Genomic DNA, 25,823 nt, shown 5'->3' with positions numbered 1-25,823 from the left:
TGGCCTGCAACTGAAAATATTGTTTTTAGTACCTTCACTTTAATTCCTTTTTTCTTTTTAATTATTTTAAAAACACAAAAAAGGACAAGCAAAGTTAGGCTTAAATCCTTTTAACGAACATCACATACCGTGTGAAGTCATTATTATACACAACACAATAATGTACTCAACTATAAACGCATCCTTTTATATTGTTTTTTTGTTAAATTTATGTTGCACCAAAATAACTACCAAACGCCCTACTTTAGTGCTGTGTAGCACTTTTTACTTATCTACCTTTTTTGTTGTAATAATACTATACTTGGCGATGCTGTTTATTAGGGATTATTAACTAAAGGAACGTATGTGCGCTTAAGTGTTTGCATTTTAATTGTTATGTCGTTTTTTGTGTACGCGCAAGATGCACTTATGCATTTGCGTAACAGCGATATACTAAACCGTGCACAACAACATTACGGCGACGAGGGCTACACACGCATTAAAAATTGGCTTAGTTTTATAGATAGCAGCCAAGGTAAAAGCGAGTGGCAGCAAATACACCTAGTTAACGACTTTTTTAATAAACACATACAATACCAAACCGACGACGACCTATGGCAAAAAAAAGATTACTGGGCCACCCCGCTCGAAAGTTTAGGTGTTGGCATGGGCGACTGTGAAGACTACGTAATAGCCAAATACTTTACGCTAATTGCACTAGGGATACCGGAAGATAAAATACGGTTAATGTATGTAAGGCAAAAAACAGTAAACCAGCCGCATATGGTATTAATTTATTTTGAAGAGCCTAACCAAATACCGCTTGTGTTAGATAATTTTAATACTAAACTTTTACCCGCTAATAAACGGCCCGATTTAAAACCTATATACAGCTTTAACGGCCAAGGTTTATGGCTAGCTAAGGCTAAAGGGTTGGGTAATAAAGTAAAGAATAGCCGTGGTGTATCGGCCTGGAACACCATGCTACAACGAATAGAACACGGTGAGCTTGCGCCCACCAACAGTAACATTAAAGGAACTAGTAGTTATGTATCGACTTTTTAAAAATGGACTTAGTTTAAAAACCCAAGTGTACGGGTTAATTATTTTAATTTCGGTTATTTCGTTTTTTGTACGTGTAGTTACCGACGTACAAACCACCCGCCACTATTTGCAAACCCAAATGGGCAGCCACGCGCAAGACACCGCAACAAGTTTGGGGCTTTCTATTTCGCCCTACCTAGACGACGAAAGCTTAATGATTGCCCAAACCATGGCTACGGCTATTTTTGATAGTGGCTATTATAAGCAAATTAAATTTACCGACATGCAAAGTAATGTGGTGTTTGAGCTTACTAACCCTAAACGGGTTGAGTCGGTACCTGGCTGGTTTATTAATGCGGTAGAGCTTAACGCCCCCACTATGAGCAGTGAGCTTAATAATGACTGGGTTATGGCGGGTGTGCTTGAAGTAACTAGCCATGCTGGGCAGTCGTACTTAACTCTTTGGGAGCACACTAAACGCAGCTTTTACGGATCGTTTTTATTACTTGCGGGGTCGCTTGCGGTTGCGTTTTTAATTTTAGGCACGGTGTTTAGGCCGCTAAAAGCCGTAGAACACCAAGCGCAATTGGTTACGCGTAAACGCTTTACCTTAAACGAGCAAATACCGGTTGCACGCGAGCTACGTACAGTAACTAAAGCCATAAATAATATGGTTATTAATTTACAAAGCACGTTTGACTCGTTAACTAAACAAACCCAAACCTTAACCGAAGAAGTTTACATAGACCCACTTACTGGGCTTGGGAACCGTCGGTCGTTTGAAAACCATTTTAGCTCGGTGGTTGATACAATAACTGAAGACGCGCCAATAACCGCAATGATGATCACTCTGCCTTCGCTTACTAACATTAACCAAACCGTTAGCTACCAAGACGGTGACGAACACGTTTACGATGTAAGCACTACTTTGCAATCTATATTAAGCGAGTTAACCAACACTAAACTGTTTAAGCTTAATGGCAGTACGTTTATAGCATTGGCCCCGTTTGATGTGCCATTTTTAAATAAAACCAAGCTAGACATTAACGATGCTTTTAGCCAGAAGAAAAACAGCTTACATATAAATGGCTTTGCTAACTTGTCGCTTGTAAGTGTTGAAAAAGGCTCGAGCTTTGGTAGTGTGCTTTCGGCGCTTGATACCGGCTGTACCATTGGCGAAACCGCAGCTACTAATAAAGTAGATAAAGACACCCTATTTAGTGTTAAACAATGGCGTGCGCTAATTCAGTCGATTATTGATTCGGGCGAGGTGAGTTTTTCGGTGCAGGCTGTTAAGCAAGCTAACTCAGAGCACCAGCAGTGCTATTTTGAGGTGTTTTCACACTTTATACACGAAGGTGAAAAAGTAAATAACGGTCATTTATTTGCTATGGCCGAAAAACTTAATTTAACCGAAGAGCTCGACAAAAAAATAATACGCAATTTTGTAAACGTTAAAGAGCAATACCCAAAAGATGTGTTTGCCCTTAATTTAAGTAAAGCCGCGTTATACTCTACCGATTTTATAGAGTGGCTTACGCTTTACGCGACTACTAAACCTATTTTAAAAACTAACTTATTGTTTGAGCTGCACGAAATAAGCTTGCTTTACAATGTACATGTGGCCAGTTTACATATAGATGCCATTAAAGATATTGGTATTAATGTTTGTGTAGAGCACTTTGGTACTAGTTTAACGTCGTTTAGGTACTTACAAGGCCTAGACATTGAATTTGTAAAAATTGACGGCAGCTATATACAAGACCTGCTAGATAACAACCAAAGCCAATTTTTTATTCAAACCGTTAATAATATTTGCCACGGTTTTGGTATTAAAGTTTTAGCCTGTTTAATTGAAAAACCTGAGACTTTAAAAGCACTTGAAAAGCTGGGTTGCGACGGCGTACAAGGCAATTTAATAATGCCGCCTTCGCAAATAGTAAAAACTAATAATAATGGCGTAAATAAAGAGTTTACTTTTTGCCCTAATACGCTAAAATTTTGTAATTAAAGACTCAACCATGGGACGAGACATGAAAAAACTAATTTTAGCCAGCGTAATTGCCAGTGCATTTGCACTTACTGCTACTCCAACTTTTGCACAAACAGACTCAGATGTAACTGTACCAGCTCAAAATGTAAGTGCGCTAGTAACTATTTTAAACAATGCAACTGCAGATACTTCGCCAGAACAGCTAGAGGCCGATTTAGCTGCAGCTATTTCAGAAATGTGTAGTGATTGTACCCCAGAACAAATTGATGCAATGATGAATGATGTTGTAGCTGCCGTAGGCGCAGACAGCCCACTTGTAGCAAATGTATTAGCTGCTATGACTGCCGCGGGTATAGACAGCGATGCTGTAACACTTGCTGCAATAACAGCTGGTGTTGATGCAACTACTGCCTCAGAAGCAACTGCTGCTGGCAACCCTAACGCACCAGGGCAAAACCCAGGCGACAATGCTCCACCAAATGCTAATGCCAACGCTAATGCCCGAGCCAATGTACCTGGCTTTGTTACTTTACCAACACCTCCGGGAGCAGGTGGTAATGGCGGCGACGACGGTATTTCTGAAGTAGCAAACTAATCGTTTATGAAATTTTATTAAAACGCAGCCAATTGGCTGCGTTTTTTGTTATGTGTACTATACAAATATGCAATAATGCGAAACATACAAGTTTTGAGTTGCTAGAAGACAGATATCAGTTAAGTAAATATGTGTTAAACATTAGTGGTTAGATGATATTTTTCAGAAGTTAGTTAAAAAACAGATAGTAGTATTTAGAAATCAGTTTTAGGTTAAGTATTAGTAACAAGCGTTTATAGGGAAATTAGTGAATCGTTTAATTTTTGTATTGTTGTGTGGCATTTTATTTTTACTCCCGTTACCTTTAGGCAGTTACCGACCTTGGGCCATACTTGCTATGGGCCTTTTAATAAGCGCTACGTTTATAACGCACTTAATTTACAGTGCTATAAATAATAACCAATCTTTGTACCCTCCTTTGTTTTCGTGGCCTGTATTTGCGGCACTTGGTGTTGTTGTTACTGTGTGCGCCGTGCAAATGTTTACGGTAAGCGTTGACCCTTTTCAAACCAAACAAATGTTATTAAAAACCAGCTTTATGATTTTATTTTGCTGGCTTATTTTTATTTACTGTAACGGTGCTGCGCGCATTAAAAAGCTAATTTATGCGGTTATATGTGCTGGAGTTTTTCAGGCACTGTATGCCAGTTACTTAAATTTATCGCCCGATTTAGTTAGCCCTATTTTTGGGTATAAACATACCGACCGTGCTATTGGTACATTTACGTATTCTAACTTTTTAGCTAACTATTTGGCGCTGTGTTTATGTTTAGGTATAGGTGTATTGGTAAGCGAGTTAAAGCGCAATAACGGTAAAGGTAAAAACACATTAAAACAAACTCTTAGAGCTTGGGCCGAAATACTTTTAAGCTCTAAAATAGTGTTGCGTATTTCGTTAATAATTATAATTGTGGCGCTTATTTTAACCCGCAGCCGCATGGGTAACTCGGCCTTTTTTATTGCGTTAATGGTGGTAAGCTTTTTGGCGCTGTTTGTTTATAACAATAAACCTAAGGCGTTTAAGTTATTAATAGTGAGCTTTTTTATTATTGATTTAATAATTATTGGCGCTATTTTTGATGTTGAAAAAGTAAAGCAGCGTATTAGCGAAACAAGTATTGCGTCTGAAACCCGTGACGAGGTGGTACGCGACTCCATACCGCTTATTTTAGATAAGCCTTTACTGGGCTCGGGCGGCGGTACGTTTTATACCGCGTTCCCTGCATATCAGTCGGAGCCGTATTCGGGCTATTACGATAACGCCCATAACGATTATATTCAATTTGCTGTAGAGCTGGGTATACCTGCTACAGCTGCGCTTGGTTTATTGGTTTTGTATTGTTTATGGTTGTGTGTTGCAACTATGCGCAAGCGCAAAACGGCGTTGTTTCAGGGGGTGGCTTTTGGCTGTGCCATTGCGATTATTGATATGTTATTGCATTCATCGGTAGATTATTCGCTCCAAGCTGGTGCAAACTCTATGCTGTTTATGGTTATTTTATGTTTGGCGATTTTGAGTAATAAAATAGTTGTTAAACGTGTACGCAGTTTTAAATAGATATTTTTAGTAGCATTTTTTACTAAGATGCATAGCAACTCTACGTTTCTAGTAGCTAAGTAAATATTACTTGATGTATTTGGCTATTCTCATTTACTCCTCTTTGTGCAGTTAGTTTTAGTTACTTTTTCACAAAGAGATTAAGAGACGCTCCGCTTTTAGAGAAGTAAATAAAACACTAAATTTATAAAACACTGCATTGACCTTGGCTTCTCATTTACTCCTCTTTTTCTTTTCTTTGTGCAAATGATTTTAGTTATTTTTTCACAAAGAGGTTAAGAGACGCTCCGCTTTAGAGAAGTGATCTAGTAATTAAGTAAGTAGACCCTAATACTGTTTTATTGTCTTCTCATATTCTTCTCTTTGTGCAAATGGATTTAGTTATTTTTTCACAAAGAGGCTAAGAGTCGTCCGCTTTAGAGAAGTGAGCTAGTGATTAAGTAAATAGATTCTAATTACTGTTTTATTGTCTTCTCATTTACTCCTCATTTTCTTCTCTTTGTGCAAAAGATTTTAGTTAATATTTCACAAAGAGGTTAAGAGACGCTCCGCTTTTAGAGAAGTGACCTAATGATTTAGTAAGTAGACCCTAATACTGTTTTATGGTCTTCTCATTTACTCCTCTTTTTCTTCTCTTTGTGCAAATGATTTTAGTTAATATTTCACAAAGAGGTTAAGAGACGCTCCGCTTTTAGAGAAGTGACCTAATGATTTAGTAAGTAGACCCTAATACTGTTTTTTGCTCTTCTCATTTACTCCTCATTTTCTTCTCTTTGTGCAAATGGGTTTAGTTATTTTTTCACAAAGAGGTTGAGAGGCGCTCCGCTTTAGAGAAGTGACCTAATGATTTAGTAAGTAGACCCTAATACTGTTTTATGGTCTTCTCATTTACTCCTCATTTTCTTCTCTTTGTGCAAATAGATTTAGTTAATTTTTCACAAAGAGGTTAAGAGGCGCTCCGCTTTAGAAAGGTAATTAAAATACTAAATTTATAAAATGCTGTATTGATCTTGTTTTTCATTTTGTGCAATTGAGTACTATTTTGTCTAAGCTTTATTTTTAACTTAATGAATCTGAAGTTTTATAAGGATATATATGAAAACTGATGACTTAACACATGCTGTAATTGGCTGTGCAATAGAAGTACATAAAACTTTAGGCCCTGGTTTGCTTGAATCAACTTATGAAGCTTGCTTGATTTATGAGTTGAATAAATTAGGTTTCACGCCCAAGAGCCAAGTTGATATGCCTGTTTACTATAAAGACACTTATATAAATGCTGGCTATAGATTAGATATTCTACTCCCCGATAATTTAATCATTGAACTCAAATCAGTAGACAAGCTACTACCAATTCATTCAGCACAATTAATAACCTATATGAAGCTTGCAAACATTGGGGCTGGGCTTCTAATAAACTTTAACACTATAAAACTCACTGATGGTATAAAGCGATTTAATTTATAAATTATTGTTTTTTATTTATTTTTACAATGAGGCTAAGAGTCGTCCGCTTTAGAGAAGTGAGCTAGTGATTAAGTAAGTAGATTCTAATTACTGTTTTATTGTCTTCTCATTTACTCCTCATTTTCTTCTCTTTGTGCAAATGATCTTTTACAAGAAGCTGCGCTTCTAACGTGAGCAAGCTCTACGTCTACAAGTAAATGCCAAACCTTACCCGTAGACGCGCAGCTTGCTGGCGTTTAAAAGCAACGCTTTTACATATCTATAAATAACGCGCCAGCAAGCAAGACGCCTACAAGAAAATACCAACCCCTCCCTTTTAGAAGGGCTTCATTCTATCAAACCAATGCCGGGCTTTATTTGTGTTCTAGGTCGAATTCGGTGGTGTGGCCGTCGCCGTGGATAAGTTGATAGCGGGATAAGTCGCCGTTATCTAACGTTATTAGGCTTATTGCGGAGTCGCTTACTAAATACTTTTGGCCTTCGCCTAGGGTTTGGTGTTTGTCTACTTCCATGTGCCAGCGTTTGGTGAAAAAGTTAAGCGGGCTTTTGGGGCCGTATAAAATAGAGTCTAGTTTATCTAGTACGTTTATTAACTTACGCGGGAATTCGTTTTTTATCCCGCTTGCGGTGAGCTGCCATATTCTGTTTGGATGATCGCCAAAGCGCTTTTGCACCGAAAAACAAAACGAGTAATGTACATCGCCCGATAAAATAAGGGTTTCGTTTGGGGTGTCGGTACGTCTAAAGGTGTCGAGTAGTTTTTTAGCCGAGCCTTCGTGGGCCATCCAGTTTTCTACATCCACCATCAATGGCTGGCCGCATATATTAAAAGCCGCTTGAATGGCTTCTATTGATTTAACACCAAATACCGGCGCGGGCGATACTATAATTACTTTATCGTGACTAAGTAGGCTTTCTTCAAGCTCTGTAAGGCGCTCCCAATCGAGCAGGCCTGATGGCTCGTTAAAATTACTTTCGTTACGCCAGCGGTGTGTGCGGGTGTCGAGCACCACAACTTTAGGTATTGTAGTTAACTCGTAATGCCAATGGTTAAATTCGTTTAGGGGTTTATCAAACGCTTTAAATTGCCATTGGTTGTTAGCGCTTAAGCTTTGTTTAAATGGCGGTATTAGCGTGCTTGTTTTTACTAGTGCATCGTTACCCATACCTTGAAACAGCCAGTAACTTATAAGCCCATTATTAATTATACGTTTACTGCTTGGGTTTTGGTTTATGGCTTGCTCCCACCCTGCGGTGAGGTTCCAATCGTCGGTTACGTCGTGATCGTCAAACATCATTAACGTAGACACATTAGCAAATAACTTTTCTACTTCATTCAGCCCTTTAGCATAGCCAAGTAACGCCGATTTTTCGGCATTAAAAATACGTTGATGCTCTGGGTTTTGCCCGGTGTATTGCGCGCTTTGTAAATCAACACATTGCCATGCAGCGGCGCTTAAATTAAGTAAATAAAGCGCTATAAATTCTTCAAAGTGAATGAGGTGGTTAAATGCTTTTACGCTTGAAAAATGCGGCTCGTCTTTTTTAAGCCAATAACCCACACCCAGTTTTGAGCGCTTTTGCCACGGTGTTTTGGGTAAAAAATGGTGCCTGTTGTATAGCTGTTCATCAATTTTGTTAGGCAGAGGCAACGCCATGGGTTGTTCTTTATAAATACCTAGTTTTTCAATAAGCTGATGAATAACCAACAACATAGGCCCTGCTACATCGTCGGCGTAAACTTGGTCGCCGCTTAACAGCAATAATTGTGCGCCGGGTGTATTTTGGCTGCGTTGAGTGTTTTGCCATTGGCTTGAGGTGACTAGGCTATCTTTTGCGGGGTGATGCGCGTTTCGGCACGAGCCATGTAATATGCTGTTTAGTTTATTGGGTATAACAAATGCTGGAGTTGCTTGGTTGCTGTAAGCCCAAGCTGATAGGTCAACCTCATTGCCATTTATTATTAATTGATACGCTAGTAAAGTGTCGAGCGCAAAAGGTGTACTTGCCGGTTTTACAACTACAAAGTGTAAATAAAGGCGTTCTCCTAGTGTAATGGTTTGTTGCTCGCTAGTACTTTGCGTCTTGAGTATATTAATTTGGCACTGTGCGGGGGTTGACGTTGCAAATACTATGCACACGCCTGTCTGCTCAGCGCGGCGCACCATTGGCCCCATAATTAACATAGGAAGTTGCGCCGCGGGAGTCGTCATATTATTAGCCTTTAGCTGCTAATTTAAATAGCGAGTAAAAGTTATCAGTGGTGGCTTTAGCTAGCTCGTTAAAGCTAATGCCTTTTAACTCACTAATGTAATACGCAACATCTTGCACGTAAGCAGGCTGATTAGTTTGCCCACGGTGCGGTACGGGTGCTAAATACGGTGAATCGGTTTCTATTAGTAGTCGGTCGAGTGGGATTTGCTTTACCACGTCTTTAAGCTCTACTGCATTTTTAAACGTTACAATGCCTGAAATAGAAATATAAAAGCCCATATCTATGGCTTTTTTAGCCATGTCCCAGTCTTCTGTAAAACAATGCAGTACGCCGCCACAGTTTTCGGCATTGTGCTCGCGCATTAGGTTTATGGTGTCGGCACGGGCGTCGCGTGTATGAATAATTAGCGGCTTTTGTAGTTCGTTTGCCACATCAATATGGCCTACAAAACTTGCTTGCTGCACAGCATGCGTGTCTTTTGCGTAGTAGTAATCTAGGCCTGTTTCGCCTATGGCAACTACTTTATTGTGTGACGCTAAATCAATTAATTGCTGTTTGTTAAGCGCGTCTTTTTGATCGAGCGGATGCACGCCACACGATGCCGATACATCGTCGTAGTGCTTAATTTTATCAAGCATACTTGGGAATTGGTCAAGCGTAACGCTTACACATAAAAAGTGTTCAACCTGTTTGGCGCGTGCTTGGTCTAGCACTTGGTCTAAGTTTAAATCGAGTTTATCAAAATCAAGACGGTCTAAATGGCAATGCGAATCTACAATCAAAATTGGGCCTGTTTTTTACTACATGGTGTAAGTTGGATTACCGGAGTTTAACATAGTCCCCAGTAGTTTTTCGATCTTGGCGTTTAGGTTTGTTTTGTCGTCTAAAAAGCTAATACCAATCCCTGGCGGGTTTGAGCTTTGTGCGCCCTGCGGGGTGATCCACGCAACCTTGCCAGTGACTATGTCATCTTCTAGTGCGTCGGGAAGGGTTACACGTAACGCCAGCGAGTGCCCTACTTCGTAACGCATGTTAGTGCGCACAAATAAGCCGCCTTTTTTTAAGTAAGGCATGTAACAGCGATATAATTCGTCTAGGTCGTCTATATCTACTAATAGCTCTTGCATGGTTAATCCTTTTATTTATTACGTAAAATGTACGCTAATCGCGATACAGCGAGCGGTAAATTAAGGCCGAGAATTTTTGTATTATTTTGCAAAAATTCGCTGAGTGCTTGTTGCGCTTCTTGATACGCTTCAAAGCTCATGCCTTGTAATAATTGCTGTTTTAATTGCTCGCTTAAAAACAAAGTAAATATACGAACCAGCTCCGGTTGTTTATTTATTATATCGACTAACGCTTTGAAATTATGGCTTTGTTTAAACTCAGTTGCAAACTTATAGAGGGTATCTATATTTTGTAGCTGGTTTTGCTCTTGCCACAGTTTTACTTGTAATGGCTGGCTATAAAAAAGCGGTAGCCAAGGGTAATTTTGTATTTGTAACGACTCAAGCCATTGCTGCGCTAGTTGTGTACTTGTTACTTTAATGTCGGTTTTAGCGCATCGGCTCAAAATCGTGGCTGGCAGTTGTGCGGGCTGGCTTGTAGTTAATATTAAAAACCGGCTATTGCTTGGCTCTTCAAGCGTTTTTAACAAGGCGTTAGCCGCTGCCATGGTCATTTTTTCGCAGTTTTCTATTACCCCTACTTTGTTGCCATTTTGCGCCGCTGAGTAGTTCATAAAATCGCTAATGGCGCGTATGTCGTCTACGCCAATGCTTTGGCCGTCTACCTGGGTTATGCGCTTGTCGGGGTGCGTACCCGCAAGGTTAAGCGAGCAACTTTTACATTGCCCACATGGCGCTAAAATACTGTTTGGTGCGGCTGTTTGCTGGGTAATATTTTGGCATAACAAGGCATTGGCTAGTTCGTCACTTAAGGCAAACTTACCTACACCCACAGGCCCACAAAACAATTGGGCATGATGAAAACGCTGACCACGAAAGCTTTGTGCTAAGTGTTGCTGTGTTTCATATAGCCAAGGTAGAGACATGTTATTTTAGCTCTTCAAAAAAAGTACGTAATACATTTGTGATATCGCGATGCACTTTATCAATTTCTTGATTGGCATCTACGGTTTTAATTGAGTTATCGTCGCTTGCAAGCTCTAGGTAGCGCATGCGTGTACGCTGAAAAAACTCAATGGCTTCTTGCTCTATTCGATCAAGTTCACCTCGCCCTTTAGCACGTTCAAGGCCAATTACTGGGTCTATGTCGAGGTAAATGGTTAAGTCGGGCTTTAGGCCTTTTAATACCATAGACGATAACGACGCTAGTGTATTTGAGCTAATGCCGCGCCCGCCGCCTTGATACGCCTGCGACGATAAGTCGTGACGGTCAGCTAATATCCATTTACCTTGCTCAAGCGCAGGGTTTATTACGTTATGCATTAGCTGCGAACGTGCGGCGTACATAATAAGCAGCTCGGTTTCGAAGGCTATTTCTTCTTCGTGTTCGGCTTTTACTAAGGTGCGTAACGACTCGGCCAATGGCGTGCCGCCAGGTTCGCGTACGTTAATGTATTCTATTTGTTTTTTGTTTAAAAAGTCTTGGCAAAGTGAAATAGCGGTTGATTTGCCCGCGCCTTCTAAGCCTTCTACTACTATAAATTTTGGTTTCATAAACACGTTAATTCTTTTTATTTAAAATATAGGTTTTAACTGCCGCGTTATGTTGTTTTAACGTGGTAGAAAATTGGTGGCTGCCATCGCCTTTTGCTACAAAGTAAACATAGTCGCTTTGTGGCGGGTTTACCGCAGCTAAAATAGCTTCTTTTGATGGCATAGCTATTGGCGTTGGCGGTAATCCATCAATACGGTAGGTATTGTATGGCGTATGATTGCGTAAATCTTTGTATTTAATATCGCCGTCAAAGTTTTCACCCAGGCCATATATTACGGTTGGATCGGTTTGAAGGCGCATTTTTGTGTTTAACCGATTGACAAAAACCGAAGCAATTAACGGGCGCTCGCTGGCTACTGCGGTTTCTTTTTCAATAATTGAGGCCATTATTAGTGCCTCGTACGCGGTGTTGTAAGGTAAATTGTTAGCGCGTTTTTCCCATGCATCGCTTAGTGTTTGTTGCATGGTTTGTGCGGCGCGTTTTAATACACTGCTTGCGGTATCGTTATGCTGGTAGTGATAAGTATCTGGAAATAACCAGCCTTCTAACAATGTATCTTCATTTATAATTTGCTTACCTAACTCGTCTAACTTTAGATCGTTATTTAAATTAGGCGCATTTTTAATATTTGCTAATACATCGCGCAGCGCTTGGCCTTCAATAATCGTAAAGCTAAAGCTGATTTGTTGACCTTGGTTTATTTTTTTTATGTTATTAATAACACTGGTATTTGAAAGCTCGTAAAGCCCGGCTTTTAAATCGGTTAATGTGGGGTCGAGCTTTGCAATAACTTGGTAACGCCAACAGCTTTCAACCCAGTTTTTTGCTTGCCATTGCTGGCATAATTTATTAAAACCGGTGCCCTTTTTTACCTCAAATTGCGTGCTTTCGCTTATATTTAGCGGGCTTTGTAGGGTTGCCTGCAACTGCTGATAGCCAATAGCTGTGCTAATAATCGCTAAAAAAGCGACTGATAAAATAACTTTTAACACTAAGCCTCCTTGGCTAATAAATTAGTTAGCAATGCGTTGCTGTGCGCTACATTAAAGCACTGTTGCTCTATGCGATTAACAGGTACTGCATGCATTAAGCTGTTGCATACAAATACAGCATCGGCCATGGTTAAATCGTTTACTGTAATGTGTTTAAACTCAACCGTTAATTTATCACATAACGCTTGCAGATAAACGCCCTTTATACCGCATTCATTGAGCTTTGGTGTAAATACTTTACCGTGTTTAATGGCAAATATATTAGCTGCTGAGGCTTCAATTACCTGGTTGTTGTAGTCGAGCACAAGTACGTCGTCGCAATTTTGCGTTTGCATGGCTTTTTTAATGAGTACTTGCTCTAACCTATTTAGGGTTTTTAGCCCCGCAAGTAAAGGCTGCGCCGCTAATTTAATAGGGCTTATTTCAAGGCTAACCCCCTGCTCTGCAAGGGCATTGTAGTTTGCAGGGTATTCAAGCACGCTTACTATAATTGTTAAATGACATTCGCTTGGTAAGTTATAACCACGCCCGCCTTCACCGCGTGTTACGAGTATTTTTAACACGCCCGTTTGCTTTTGTTTTACTTGATTGTGTATGTGTTGCTCTAAAGGGCTAAAGTCGAGTTCAGGAAAGGCTAATCGCTCGGCACATTCAGCTAAGCGAGCTTTGTGGTGGTGCCAATATTCAACTTGCCCATTTACAATTTTTGCTGTTGTAAAAAAACCATCGCCATAGTTTAAGCCTCTGTCGGTTATGCTAACGGCGTTTGATTGGCTGGCATTTATGATTGTTTGCGTATTGTTTATTATTTTTTGCATATAAAAAAAGCCCAGTTAAACAACTGAGCTCTTATAAAGTGGTTCGTTGTTAAAAAAGATTATACCTTTTTAAATAGCAACGAGCCATTAGTACCACCAAAGCCAAATGAGTTACACAGTGAGTAATCTAGTTTTGCATCGCGTGCTGTATGCGCAATGTAATCTAGGTCACAGCCTTCATCTGGGTTATCAAGGTTGATAGTAGGCGACACTTTTTGATCTTTTAGCGACAATATCGACACGATTGATTCAACTGAGCCCGCTGCACCCAGTAAGTGACCCATCATCGATTTAGACGAGCCAACCATTACGTCTTTTGCTGCATTGCCAAAAATAGATTTAACTGCGGCAGTTTCGGCTTTATCGCCAGCGTTGGTCGACGTACCGTGGGCGTTTATGTAGCCTACTTGCTCTGCATTTACTTGCGCATCTTTTAATGCGTTTTCCATTGCAAGGGCTGCGCCTGCGCCGTCTTCTGGAGGGGATGTCATGTGGAATGCATCGCCACTCATACCAAAACCAACTAGCTCGGCATAAATGTTTGCGCCACGTGCTTTTGCGTGTTCGTATTCTTCAACAACTACAACACCAGCACCGTCAGACAGTACAAAACCGTCACGGTCTTTATCCCACGGGCGCGACGCTGCTTGTGGGTCGTCGTTACGTGTTGATAATGCGCGTGCTGCGTTAAAGCCACCCATACCAATTGGTGTACAGGCTTTTTCGGCACCGCCAGCAACCATAGCGTCGGCATCGCCGTAGGCAATCATACGTGCTGCATGGCCAATGTTATGTAAACCTGTCGTACACGCAGTTACAATTGAAATGTTAGGGCCACGTAGTCCGTACATTATTGATAAATGACCCGAGATCATATTAATAATGGTAGAAGGCACATAAAATGGAGATAGCTTACGTGGGCCACTGTTAAGTAACTTAACGTGGTTTTCTTCAATTAGCGTTAGGCCGCCAATACCAGAACCAACAGCAACACCAATGCGCGTTGCGTTTTCTTCTGTGATTTCTAGGCCTGAATCTTTAAAGGCTTGAACACCCGCTGCTAAACCATATTGGATAAATAAATCCATTTTTTTTGCATCTTTTGGTGGCATATAAGCCGATGCATCAAAGTCGTTGATTAAACCAGCGAACTTTGTTCCAAATTTTGATGTGTCAAAGTGTGTTATTGTTTGTATACCACTTTTAGCATCTAATAAGCCTTGCCAGGTTGATTGAACATCATTGCCTAGCGGCGTCAACATTCCTAAGCCAGTTACGACGACACGACGTTTAGCCACGGTTTGCCTCCAATTAGGGATATTTATAATTTTATTAAAATTTTAACCATCTTAATTTTTAAATGGTTTTTTAATCCAATTAGATTCACAAGGGGATCATCATACCCAAGCAACCTCAAAGTGCGAGTCTCAAACTTGTTTGACAACACATAACGCAAACAAAATTAATGTTAGTTAAATTTGGGGAGTTAAGGTTTGATTTTTGAATCATGAACTTTGAGGTGGTTTGGATACATAGATTAAAGGCAGCGAATGCTGCCTTTAATATACAATTGATTACTCAGCGTGAGCTGTTACGTAATCGATTGCGCTTTGAACTGTAGTGATCTTTTCAGCTTCTTCGTCTGGGATCTCAGTGTCAAACTCTTCTTCAAGAGCCATTACTAGTTCTACAGTATCAAGAGAATCTGCACCTAGGTCATCTACGAAAGAAGATTCGTTTTTAACTTCTTCTTCTTTAACACCTAGTTGTTCAATGATAATTTTTTTTACGCGTTCTTGGATATCGCTCATTCTTCTTTCCTTTATTAAAACGCCAATGCGTTATTTTCAGATTGCGGGGTAGTTTACGCCGCATAATTCTCTGATTCAATGATCTGACCGTAAATAATTGTCTGGTCAAACCTCTGAGTGTGTGTTTTCCCTGTTATCGCTTATTTTAATAGCAATTTCAAGTATGTTTAAAGCAAGTTCACAAATAATTCAATGTTTTTTAGTGAATCATGCCAACTTAATTTTACTTTTGTAATGGCTATATGGTTATTAAACCATATACATCGCGCCATTTACATGCAAAGTTTCGCCTGATACATACGCAGCAGCGTCAGATGCTAAATAACACACTGCAGCTGCAATTTCGTCAGGTTGACCTAAACGGCCTGCTGGCACATTAGCTAAAGTAGCTGCTTTTTGGTCATCGGTTAGCTCGTTGGTCATATCTGTTTGGATAAAACCCGGTGCAATTACGTTCACTGTAATCCCGCGTGAGGCAACTTCGCGTGCTAATGATTTAGAAAAACCAATAACACCCGCTTTAGCCGCAGCATAGTTAGCTTGCCCTGCATTACCCATAGTGCCTACTACCGAACCAATATTGATAATACGGCCGTTCTTTTTCTTCATCATTGGGCGTAACACTGCCTTAGATAAGCGGAAAATAGAGCTTAGGTTGGTGTCGATAATATCGTCCCACTCGGCTTCTTTCATTCGCATAAGTAAATTGTCGCGCGTGATACCTGCGTTATTTACTAGTACGTCAATATCGCCTAAGTCGGCTTTAATTGCAGCCAAAGTAGCCTCAATTGAAGCAGGATCGGTGACGTTTAATGCATAACCTTTACCGTTATCACCTAAATAGTCACTAATGTTAGCCGCACCCGACTCGCTTGTTGCTGTACCAGCGACTTTTGCGCCTTGTGCAACCAGCATAGTTGCAATTGCTTTACCAATACCACGGCTTGCGCCTGTAATTAGGACAACTTTGCCCTCTAAAGAAAATAAGTTAGACATTTTTTTACTCTTATTTAGCTGTATCAATTGAAGCGGCGTCGTTTACTGAACCACATACCATTGCTTTATCAATTCGTTTTGCCAGGCCTGTTAATACTTTACCCGGACCAAATTCGTAGCTTTGCGTTACGCCTTGCGCTACTAATGCTTGCACGGTTTCTGTCCAGCGTACTGGGCTGTATAATTGGCGTACAAGTGCATCTTTAATCGCGTCAGCTGAACTTTCTGCTTTTACATCTACATTATTAATTACATCACACTTAGGTGTATTAAATGTTAAAGCAGCTAAATCATTCGCCAGTTTTTCTGCTGCCGGCTTCATCAGTTCACAGTGCGAAGGCACACTAACCGATAGCGGTAATGCGCGTTTTGCGCCCGCTTCTTTACAGGCTACTGAGGCTCTATCTACCGCCGCTTTATGCCCGGCTATTACTACTTGACCTGGTGAATTGTAGTTAACAGGCGATACAACTTCGCCTTGCGCTGATGCTGCACACGCCGCTTTAATTTCGTCGTCGCCTAAACCAATAATAGCCGCCATCGATCCCACACCTGCTGGTACGGCTTCTTGCATGTACAAGCCACGGTTTTCTACTAATTTTACAGCTTCGCTTAAACTAATTACGTTACTGCATACCAGTGCTGAATATTCACCTAAGCTGTGCCCTGCCATGACAACATCGGCGTCTGGATTTTTAGCTAACCAGTCGCGATAAATCGCAACGCTTGCGGTTAATAATGCAGGTTGAGTTCGGTGGGTTTCGTTTAGTTTTTCTTCTGGACCGTTAAGAACTAACGCTGCTAAGTCGTATCCCAATGCGGTTGATGCTTCTGCAAACGTTGATTTTACAATGTCGGAGGTTTCTAAAAGCGCTTGTAACATACCTACGCTTTGCGAACCTTGACCTGGGAATAGAAGTGCAATTTTTTGTGCCATACTTTGCTCTTTTTAATTAAACAAATAAATAATGAAATACACGGCACATCAATTTACTGATTGGCCACCGTGTCTTTAGAATGTGTTTTTTCGAAAATAGCGGCTATTTTAGTGGGAAGTTGGCGTTCAACTTCTTTTACCGCTTCATCGATTGCTGCTTGAAATGCCTTAGCTGAGGCGTTTCCATGGCTTTTAACGACAATACCGCGCAATCCTACCAGAGAAGCACCGTTATACTGGTCGGGGTTCACCCTTTTATAGAGTTTTTTTATGATTGGGCTAAGGATAAACGCCATACATTTATATATAAGGTGTTTTTCGAGGGCTTTTGAGAACTTATTCATGATAAGTTTGGCTATGCCTTCACAGGTTTTAAGGGCAACGTTGCCAACAAACCCTTCGCATACGATAACGTCGGCCTTACCTGTAAAAATATCGCTACCTTCACTGTAACCAATATAATTTATATGTGGGCTTTGCTGCATTAATTGCGCAGCGTGTTTTATGTCGTCGTGGCCTTTTATGTCTTCGGCACCAATGTTTAACAAACTTACGCGCGGGTTATCACAACCAAGTGCTTGGCCTGCAACCACTGAGCCCATTAGGCCAAATTGGTAGAGTATTTCGCTATCACAATGTACGTTTGCGCCTAAGTCGAGTAAATACACTGGATTTTTACGCTCTGTTGGTACAGATGAAATAAGTGCGGGACGTTTTACACCAGGCAACATTTTTAATACGTAATGCGCCATAAAAAATAACGCGCCAGTATTACCTGAACTTACGCATGCTTGAGCCTCGCCTGATTTAACTAAATCAAGGGCAACGCGCATTGAAGAATCTTTTTTTGAACGAACAGCAACAGCAGGTTCACAGGCATTAGTGACTATTTCACTGCAATGACGAATTATGAGTCTTGGGTGAGATAAAGAGTCGAGGGATTCGAGTTCTTTAGATATAACTTGCTCGTTACCACACAGTATAAGTGTAAGGTTGGCGTGAGCGTTTACTGCACTAACAGCAGCAGGAATAGATGAACGGGGGCCGTAATCGCCCCCCATCATATCTAACGCTATGGTTAGATTATTCAGCATCAAAGCAATCTCTTAGTTAGAAATTACTTGAACGCCTTTGTAGTAACCGTCAGCAGTTACATGGTGACGACGATGAGTCTCACCTGAAGTTTGGTCAACTGTTAAAGTTGGACCGTTGATCGCATCGTGTGAACGGCGCATGCCGCGTCTTGCACGAGACTTTTTGCTTTTTTGTACAGCCATTAGTCTTCTCCTAAGAATCTTTCTTAAGTTGTTTCAAAATATCAAATGGATTTGGTTTATCATCTTCCGCTTTTAACACACCAAAGCTGGCAGGCTTTGAAGAGTAATTGCACGAAGCTTCGTTGTGTGTAGGCACTAATGGCACCGCTAAAATTAATTCGTCTTCGATTAACTCAAACACGTTAATTTCACCGTTTTCATCAAGCGCTACTTCATCGTAGTCTTCTGGAAGATCATCCGACTCAGCATCCAAACCAATTGGCGAATACATAAAGTCTTGATCCAAATCCAACCCTAAATCATCATTACAACGTTGACAAGTTACAGTAACGTGTGTGGACAAATTGCCGCTAATCACAACTAAACCTTGCTCATCGTTTTTGCACTGAATTTTTACCGCTATTTCACCTACTTCTTCCTGTACAACACCTCGTAAACGAGTCAGTTTTTCAAGCGGTACAATACCATCGTATGATAAACGGTGTTGCGCTGCTTTCCCAGGATGAAGAGTGAAGGGAATTTTTACCTTTTGCATAGGGGCTGCATCATATAGATAGTTAGTTTGTTAGTCAAAGTAAAAAACCATTTTTACTAGGTTTTTCACGTGTTTTACTTACGGATCTGATTTATCCTAACTCAATCTGATTTATCTTAGGAAAACCATTCATGAAGCACTTGCTTATTTTAGCCTCAAGCTCGCCTTTTAGGCAGTCTTTATTACAAAAATTTAATTTACCGTTTAAAGCCTTTTCACCCGATGTTGACGAATCAGCACTTGAAAACGAAACACCCAATGAGTTAGTTAAGCGTTTAAGTGAACTTAAAGCTACTGAAGCTACTAAACATTTTAACGAAGGTTTAGTTATTGGCTCTGATCAAGTGGCTGTGTTTAATGACCAAATTTTAGGTAAGCCGCACACTAAAGAAAACGCCGTAAAGCAATTGAGCCTGTTTAGTGGCCAAACAGTTACTTTTTTAACCGGATTATGTGTTTTTGATATTCAAAGTGGGCAAAGTAAAAGCCTTGTTGAACCATTTAATGTGACTTTTAAAACACTCACTACAGCACAAATTAGCGCTTACTGCGATGCAGAACAGCCTTATAATTGTGCTGGTAGCTTTAAAAGTGAAGGACTCGGCATTTGTTTATTTGAAAAACTAAGCGGTGACGATCCCAATAGTTTAATTGGATTGCCACTCATTAAACTCAGCCAATTATTAGCTGAGTTTAATGTTGATGTATTGAGCCTTCAAACCAAATAACGCTTGCTTTAAGTGTTAGCCTATTAAAACCTGTTGCAACTGTTGGTAGCTATCGACTGTTGCAATTGGGTCATACTCACTTAATTGCTGTGCATTGTGTACACCCATAGTAACGCCTATTCTGTCCATGTTTGCTGCCTTACCCATTGCCATATCAATTTGTGTATCACCTATCATTACAGCTTCGTTGGCACTTACGCCAAGCTCCGCTAATAATTGAAAAAGCATATCGGGTGAGGGTTTAGACTGTGCGTCGTCACTTGTGCGGGTGGCACTAAAAAAATGCCTCAGCTGGCTTTGATCTAATAAGCGTTCTAAACCGTCTCTTCCTTTACCTGTTGCAATAGCAAGTACTGCCCCGCTTTGTTTAAGGGCATTGAGTACGTTTGCTACATCATCAAATACAGGTGTAGGTGTTGGGTCAACTTTATAATGTGCCTTGTATGCATTAATTAGTGCGGTTTGCTTTGTTGGGTGACTGGGGAATAGCACCTCCATTGCCTTTTCAAGCGACAGCCCAATAATATTTTTTATTGCGGTGTCGCTTGGCGGTGCAATATTTAAAGATTGTGCACTGCATTTAATACAGTTAACTATTTTGCCAATTGAGTCCATGATGGTGCCGTCCCAATCAAAAATAACTAATTTGTATTGATTACTGGCCATACATTAAGACTCTTTAGCTGCGCGTAACTTTAATAAGCAATTGCTAAGGGCTTTATCAAGGGGTGCTTCTACACGCATAGTGGTTTCGTTTTTAGGGTGATAAAAACTTAAATCGTGCGCGTGTAAAAATAAGCGATTTAAACCTACTTTGCGCATTCCTGCGTCAAACGCTTGGTCACCGTATTTATCGTCGCATGCAATTGGATGCCCTTTGCATTGGGTGTGCACACGAATTTGGTGTGTTCGCCCTGTTACTGGCGACGCTTGTACAAGTGAACATTCGTTAAAACGCTCTAGTACTTTAAAACGAGTATGCGACGGTTTGCCTTCAACGTTGTCAACACGTACAACGCGCTCGCCCGATTTAAGTGTATTTTTGCGCAGGCCTTCGGTTACGTTTTTAGTTTTACCATCCCACTGGCCATCAACTAACGCCCAATAGTTTTTTTCCATGGTTTTTTCACGAAGTTGCTCGTGTAACGATGTTAAAACTGAGCGGCGTTTTGAAATAAGTAAACACCCCGATGTATCGCGGTCAAGCCTGTGTACTAGCTCAAGGTTACGCTCTTCAGGGCGAAGTACGCGCAGCGCTTCTATTAAGCCATAACTTAAACCACTGCCGCCATGAACTGCCATGCCCGACGGTTTATTTATAACAATAAGGTATTTGTCTTCAAATAAAATATCGTCTTCAAGGCGCGTTACTTTATCTAGTTTTGAAGGCACAAACTCTTCGCGCTCTGCCACTTTTATAGGTGGGATACGAATGATGTCGTCTAACTGTAATTTATATACTGGCTTAATACGTTTTTTATTTACACGCACCTCGCCTTTACGAAGAATTTTGTAGATTGCGCTTTTAGGCACCCCTTTTAAATGGGTAATAAGAAAGTTATCAATTCGCTGACCTAAATGGTCTTCGTTGATTGTGACAAAAGATACTTGTAAGCCGGTTTTTTCTGACATTGCCTAATCACTGATTTAAGTAAAATAATTTAGTTGCTAACACTGTTATAATAGTGGGATAATCAGCAGCGCAAATATTTAGTATTTGCAAATAACAACGGTGCTTTTTAACTTAACACATTAAAACATTCGTGATGCACATTCTGGGTAGCCGATCATACAGATCCGAGTTAAGTTTTCCAAAGCTTTTATACATACCTAGTAAACACGTGCGGTCAACTAACAGCAATGCGCGTAATATATTGCAGGTTAAGTTTGAACATGAAGTGGTTTTTAATGCGATTGAAAAAGCAATGAACAGATAATTTGTCTGATAGTGACGGCGTAAAAAGCGCCGTTCAGCAACTGCTCAATTATTGTAGTACCGTAAAGCAGCTTATTTAGAACTAAAAAAATCTAATAAATAAGTATTCATTAACATCGGCAGCGAATTTTGCTCTTAAACCAGGATTTAGCGATACATCACACTGTATTGCTCACCCACTTAATGAGCCCTACGCGCCTAATATGAATGACATTTAATAAGATTGATATGACAGGCCGACTTCTGGGTAAAACTTGTAGACGTAGCTGAAAAGCCGAAAGTTTTAACACCATTAAGAATTTAATAGCGTTTAGTACGCTATTGTTTGCCAGCATTTAAAAAATACTGCTTACGAAAATACAGAGCCGTTCCGTTAAAGACCCAGTCGTGAGGCTGCACATTCTAAAAATAGGAACAACTGAACAGGCGAGAAAACATCGTCATGTCAGCGACATAATTTAATAGAGTAACAATATGAAACGTATGCTAATCAATGCAACGCAGCAAGAAGAAATGCGCGTAGCACTGGTTGATGGCCAGCGCCTATATGATTTAGATATAGAAAGCCCAGGTCACGAACAGAAAAAAGCCAATATTTATAAAGGCAAAATCACACGCATTGAACCATCTTTAGAAGCAGCATTTGTTGATTACGGTGCTGATCGTCATGGTTTCCTTCCTTTAAAAGAAATTGCCCGCACTTACTTCCCTGCTGGTTACACCTTTAATGGTCGTCCGAATATTCGTGACGTGATCAAAGAAGGCCAAGAAGTAATAATTCAAGTTGATAAAGAAGAACGTGGCCAAAAAGGCGCAGCGTTAACAACTTTTATTAGTGTTGCTGGTAGTTACTTAGTACTTATGCCTAATAACCCTCGTGCTGGCGGTATTTCTCGCCGTATTGAAGGTGATGAGCGTACTGAACTTAAAGAAGCACTCAGCCGTTTAGAACTACCTAAAGGTATGGGCTTAATTGTGCGTACTGCGGGTGTTGGTAAATCGTTTGAAGAATTAAATTACGATTTAAAAGCGTTATTAGTTCACTGGGAAGCTATTAGACAAGCTGCCGACAGTGCTAAAGCGCCGTTTTTAATCCACCAAGAAAGCAACGTAATTTTCCGTGCGATTCGTGATTACTTACGTCGTGATATTGGCGAAATTTTAATTGATAAGCCACGTGTTTTTGAAGAAGCTAAAGCGCATATTGAGCGTTTTCGTCCTGACTTTATGAGCCGCGTTAAGCTTTATCAAGGCGACACACCGTTATTTACACATTACCAAATTGAAAGCCAAATTGAGTCTGCGTTCCAACGTGAAGTGCGTTTACCATCAGGCGGTTCAATTGTTATTGACCCTACTGAAGCACTTACGTCTATCGATATCAACTCGTCTAAAGCAACAAAAGGCGGCGATATTGAAGAAACAGCACTTAATACTAACCTTGAAGCAGCTGACGAAATTGCACGCCAATTACGTTTACGCGACTTAGGTGGTTTGATTGTTATAGATTTCATCGATATGACACCGCCACGTCACCAGCGTGAAGTAGAAAACCGCTTAAAAGACGCTGCGCGCCCAGATCGTGCTCGTGTACAAATTGGTAAAATTTCTCGCTTTGGTTTACTTGAAATGTCGCGTCAGCGCCTACGCCCTTCATTAGGTGAAGCAAGCCAAGGTGTGTGTCCTCGTTGTAGTGGCCAAGGTACGGTTCGTTCTAACGAGTCTATTGCTCTGTCTATCCTTCGTTTAATTGAAGAAGAAGCAATTAAAGACAACACTTCTCAAGTAAATGCACAAGTACCTGTTGCTGTTGCCGCCTACTTGTTAAACGAACAACGCCGTAGTGTTCACCGTATTGAAAAGCATCACAAGTGTGATGTAGTGATTATTCCTAATCAACACATGGAAACACCACACTACGAAGTAATGCGCTTACGTAAAGACGAAACACTTGAAACAGTAAGTTACGAGCAAGTTGTTGCGCCTGAACCAGAAGCGTTTGAAATGTCAAAATCGCCTGCAGCACCTGTTCGTGAAGAGCCTATGCTAAAAGGTGTTGTTATGCCTTCAAGCCCTGCTCCACAAGCAGCGCCGGCTCCAGCAGCTAAACCTGCAGCGGTAGCCGCTAAAGAAGAAGCGGGATTATTTACTGCAGTTGCTAACTGGTTTAAATCTATTTTTGCTAGCGAAACACCTGAGCAGAAAAAAGAAGCCGTTGAAAAGCAGCAAGAAGAAGCACGTAATAATAAACGTCGTGGAAACGATAATCGTCGTCGTAATAACAATCAACGTCGTCGCAATAACCCACGCTCTAAACAGCGCACAGAACGCAATACTGATGAAGTAGAAACAAAAACTAATTCACCGGTAGCAAACGAGAACCAAGAAAAGAACGAAAACCGCAACAAGCGTCGTCGTAATTCTAACTCTCGTAAGCGCCCTGAGCACAAAGCAGATAAAGATCAAGCTAAAGCAGCAGATGCGCCTGCAAAAGCAAATGCTGATACGAATGCTGAAGAAACACCTAAAGAGCATAAGCCTAAGGTTCGTCGTCAACGTCGTAACGTTCGTAAGAAAGTACGTATTCAAGACGAAAACGCTGAGCAACTACAAGCAACTGAACAAACTTCTGTTGAAACAGCTGCAGTAGAAGAAAAGCCGCAGGTTCAAGCAAAGCCTGAAGCTCAAGAAAAGCCAGTAGCCGCTGAAAAGCCTACACCTGTAAAAGAAGAAAAAGTAGAGACTGTTGAGTCGAAAGATGAAACTGTAGCAACTGAAGAAGAGCAAACGCGTACACGTTCGCGTCGTTCTCCTCGCCATCTTCGTGCATCAGGTCAGCGTCGCCGCCGCCCTGAAGGTGAAAGTGCTGAAACTAAATCTGATGAAGCGCCTGCTTTCGTACCGGTTGCTGACCAAGCTGCTGCAGAGTACGAAGCAGAACTTAAAGCAAAATCGGAAGAACAGGCTGTTGACGCTTCTGAACAGGTTGAACAAGCAGTTGCTGTTGAAGATTTAGCTAAAGTTGAAGTTGCTCAAGAGCAAGTAAAAGCTGAAGAACCAGTTCAAACTGAAGAACCAGTTAAAGCTGAAGAACCAGTTCAAACTGAAGAGCCAGTAAAAGCTGAAGAAACAGTGCAAACTGAAGAACCAGTTAAAGCTGAAGAACCAGTGCAAACTGAAGAGCCAGTGCAAACTGAAGAACCAGTACAAACTGAAGAACCAGTGCAAGCTGAAGAGCCAGTTAAAGCTGAAGAATCAGTGAAAGCTGAAGAATCAGTTAAAGCTGACGAACCAGCTTTAGAAGCTGAAGTGGTACCGGTTGAGACTACAGAGACGCCTGTAGAAGCTAAAGAAGCACCAGTAGTTGAAAAAGCGGCTGAGGCAACTTTAAATTCTAAAACAGTGATCACTAAAGGACACGCAAGTGCACCAATGGCACAACCTGCTCCAGCAGCAGATAGTGAAGTAAAACATGTACCAGTGGCTATGGCTCACGATAAACGTGAACTTATCCCTGATAGTGGTTTACGCCCGGGTTCAATTAAACCTGCTGGTCGTGCAAGTTCTGCGATGACAAAAACGTTAAGCGCTGATTAGTAAATAACGCTTAATTTAAAAGCCTCGCTATTTTTAAATAGCGGGGCTTTTTTGTTTTAAATGGGTGATGCTTTTACTTAGCACAAAATACAGTAACAAGAAGCTGCGCTTCTAACGTGAGCAAGCTCTACGTCTACAAGTAAATATTAAACAGTGACATAACGCCTTTAAACGGACTACTTACTGGCTTTTAAACACCGGGTTTTTATCCTGAAAAAAATATTCACTAAGAGGTTAAGAGATGCTGCGCTTTTAGAGTAGTGAAAATACGGCTTAAATTTGTTTGTCTACTCATTTGCTCCTCATTCTCTTCTCTTTGTTCAAATAAGATCTTTAAGGTTTAGCAAATTACCTCGGCGGTAATTTTTAAATTATAAGTAATAAGAAGCTACGCTTCTAACGTGAGCAAGCTCAACGTCTACAAGTAACGACTATGCAAAGGCATAGCTCGTTAAAACGGACTACTTACTGGCTTTTAAGCACCGGGTTTTATCCTGAAAAAAATATTCACTAAGAGGTTAAGAGACGCTGCGCTTTTAGAGAAGTGAAAATACCGCTTAAATTTGTTTTTCTGCTCATTTGCTCCTCATTCTCTTCTCTTTGTGCAAATAAGATCTTTAAGGTTTGAAGCTACGCTTTACAAGTGAGCAAGCTCGACTTAA

At 40.7% G+C, this 25,823-nt stretch carries 23 protein-coding genes; 7 read left to right on the top strand and 16 right to left on the bottom strand.

What is annotated here, in order from left to right; translation table 11 throughout:
- Positions 1-345: 345 nt before the first annotated feature.
- The 5 genes from AC27JL_RS17165 to AC27JL_RS17145 all read left to right on the top strand — a co-directional run bounded on the left by AC27JL_RS17165 (position 346) and on the right by AC27JL_RS17145 (position 6,636).
- Entirely contained in the window at positions 346-1,044 is a 699-nt protein-coding gene (locus AC27JL_RS17165) for a transglutaminase-like cysteine peptidase (protein WP_487196155.1), read from the top strand.
- Positions 1,028-3,034, top strand: coding sequence for a bifunctional diguanylate cyclase/phosphodiesterase (locus tag AC27JL_RS17160; protein ID WP_487196154.1), 2,007 nt, complete (start codon positions 1,028-1,030; stop codon positions 3,032-3,034). Before AC27JL_RS17165 ends, AC27JL_RS17160 begins: the two co-directional genes overlap by 17 nt.
- Positions 3,035-3,056: 22 nt before the next feature.
- Positions 3,057-3,611: a hypothetical protein gene (locus AC27JL_RS17155; protein ID WP_487196153.1), complete on the top strand. Its 555-nt coding sequence runs from the start codon at positions 3,057-3,059 to the stop codon at positions 3,609-3,611.
- Positions 3,612-3,858: 247 nt separating this feature from the next.
- Positions 3,859-5,169 (top strand): O-antigen ligase family protein, encoded by a 1,311-nt coding sequence (locus AC27JL_RS17150; RefSeq protein ID WP_487196152.1) that lies wholly within the window; start codon positions 3,859-3,861, stop codon positions 5,167-5,169.
- 1,095 nt (positions 5,170-6,264) lie between these two features.
- Positions 6,265-6,636, top strand: a complete 372-nt coding sequence (locus AC27JL_RS17145) for a GxxExxY protein (RefSeq protein ID WP_487196151.1) — start codon at positions 6,265-6,267, stop codon at positions 6,634-6,636.
- A gap of 353 nt (positions 6,637-6,989) precedes the next feature.
- Here the strand turns inward: AC27JL_RS17145 and AC27JL_RS17140 are convergent, their stop codons facing one another.
- The 14 genes from AC27JL_RS17140 to yceD form a co-directional block, all read right to left on the bottom strand.
- Positions 6,990-8,849 (bottom strand): alkaline phosphatase D family protein, encoded by a 1,860-nt coding sequence (locus AC27JL_RS17140; protein WP_487196150.1) that lies wholly within the window; start codon positions 8,847-8,849, stop codon positions 6,990-6,992.
- Positions 8,850-8,853: 4 nt separating this feature from the next.
- Positions 8,854-9,633: a TatD family hydrolase gene (locus AC27JL_RS17135; RefSeq protein WP_058429078.1), complete on the bottom strand. Its 780-nt coding sequence runs from the start codon at positions 9,631-9,633 to the stop codon at positions 8,854-8,856.
- Positions 9,634-9,651: 18 nt separating this feature from the next.
- On the bottom strand, positions 9,652-9,978 hold the full coding sequence (locus tag AC27JL_RS17130; RefSeq protein WP_006792298.1) for a PilZ domain-containing protein: 327 nt from the start codon (positions 9,976-9,978) through the stop codon (positions 9,652-9,654).
- Between the two features lie 11 nt (positions 9,979-9,989).
- Entirely contained in the window at positions 9,990-10,904 is a 915-nt protein-coding gene (locus tag AC27JL_RS17125) for a DNA polymerase III subunit (protein WP_487196149.1), read from the bottom strand.
- A gap of 1 nt (position 10,905) precedes the next feature.
- On the bottom strand, positions 10,906-11,532 hold the full coding sequence (tmk, locus tag AC27JL_RS17120) for a dTMP kinase (RefSeq protein ID WP_039037938.1): 627 nt from the start codon (positions 11,530-11,532) through the stop codon (positions 10,906-10,908).
- A 7-nt stretch (positions 11,533-11,539) separates the two neighbouring features.
- Positions 11,540-12,526, bottom strand: coding sequence for an endolytic transglycosylase MltG (gene mltG, locus AC27JL_RS17115; RefSeq protein WP_487196148.1), 987 nt, complete (start codon positions 12,524-12,526; stop codon positions 11,540-11,542).
- A complete protein-coding gene (gene pabC / locus AC27JL_RS17110) occupies positions 12,526-13,344 on the bottom strand; it encodes an aminodeoxychorismate lyase (protein ID WP_487196147.1) in 819 nt (272 codons plus the stop codon). The genes mltG and pabC overlap by 1 nt, the downstream gene beginning before the upstream one ends.
- A gap of 59 nt (positions 13,345-13,403) precedes the next feature.
- Complete coding sequence (gene fabF, locus AC27JL_RS17105) at positions 13,404-14,642, bottom strand: beta-ketoacyl-ACP synthase II (RefSeq protein WP_006792303.1); 1,239 nt, start codon at positions 14,640-14,642, stop codon at positions 13,404-13,406.
- Positions 14,643-14,918: 276 nt separating this feature from the next.
- Complete coding sequence (gene acpP, locus AC27JL_RS17100) at positions 14,919-15,155, bottom strand: acyl carrier protein (RefSeq protein ID WP_006792304.1); 237 nt, start codon at positions 15,153-15,155, stop codon at positions 14,919-14,921.
- Positions 15,156-15,404: 249 nt separating this feature from the next.
- The gene (gene fabG, locus AC27JL_RS17095; RefSeq protein WP_006792305.1) at positions 15,405-16,151 is read right to left on the bottom strand and encodes a 3-oxoacyl-ACP reductase FabG; all 747 of its coding nucleotides are present in this window, start codon (positions 16,149-16,151) and stop codon (positions 15,405-15,407) included.
- 10 nt (positions 16,152-16,161) lie between these two features.
- Positions 16,162-17,088, bottom strand: coding sequence for an ACP S-malonyltransferase (fabD, locus tag AC27JL_RS17090; protein WP_010557312.1), 927 nt, complete (start codon positions 17,086-17,088; stop codon positions 16,162-16,164).
- 53 nt (positions 17,089-17,141) lie between these two features.
- Positions 17,142-18,182, bottom strand: a complete 1,041-nt coding sequence (plsX, locus tag AC27JL_RS17085) for a phosphate acyltransferase PlsX (protein WP_010557311.1) — start codon at positions 18,180-18,182, stop codon at positions 17,142-17,144.
- A 12-nt stretch (positions 18,183-18,194) separates the two neighbouring features.
- Positions 18,195-18,365, bottom strand: a complete 171-nt coding sequence (gene rpmF / locus AC27JL_RS17080) for a 50S ribosomal protein L32 (RefSeq protein ID WP_004587686.1) — start codon at positions 18,363-18,365, stop codon at positions 18,195-18,197.
- Positions 18,366-18,375: 10 nt separating this feature from the next.
- Positions 18,376-18,900, bottom strand: coding sequence for a 23S rRNA accumulation protein YceD (gene yceD, locus AC27JL_RS17075; protein ID WP_008126337.1), 525 nt, complete (start codon positions 18,898-18,900; stop codon positions 18,376-18,378).
- Between the two features lie 131 nt (positions 18,901-19,031).
- Here yceD and AC27JL_RS17070 point away from each other — a divergent pair, with 131 nt between their 5' ends.
- Positions 19,032-19,628 (top strand): Maf family protein, encoded by a 597-nt coding sequence (locus AC27JL_RS17070; RefSeq protein ID WP_487196146.1) that lies wholly within the window; start codon positions 19,032-19,034, stop codon positions 19,626-19,628.
- Between the two features lie 15 nt (positions 19,629-19,643).
- Here the strand turns inward: AC27JL_RS17070 and AC27JL_RS17065 are convergent, their stop codons facing one another.
- Positions 19,644-20,294, bottom strand: a complete 651-nt coding sequence (locus AC27JL_RS17065; protein WP_487196145.1) for an HAD-IA family hydrolase — start codon at positions 20,292-20,294, stop codon at positions 19,644-19,646.
- Positions 20,295-20,297: 3 nt separating this feature from the next.
- Positions 20,298-21,260, bottom strand: a complete 963-nt coding sequence (gene rluC / locus AC27JL_RS17060) for a 23S rRNA pseudouridine(955/2504/2580) synthase RluC (RefSeq protein ID WP_006792311.1) — start codon at positions 21,258-21,260, stop codon at positions 20,298-20,300.
- A 778-nt stretch (positions 21,261-22,038) separates the two neighbouring features.
- On the opposite strand from rluC, the gene rne reads away from it, so the two are divergent.
- A complete protein-coding gene (gene rne / locus AC27JL_RS17055; RefSeq protein ID WP_487196144.1) occupies positions 22,039-25,161 on the top strand; it encodes a ribonuclease E in 3,123 nt (1,040 codons plus the stop codon).
- Positions 25,162-25,823: the final 662 nt, after the last annotated feature.

It is taken from the genome of Pseudoalteromonas sp. 4NS20-0020 (genome assembly GCF_057554385.1).
Note: the sequence above shows the minus strand (reverse complement) of the source record. Positions and strands in the feature narration are given on the sequence as shown.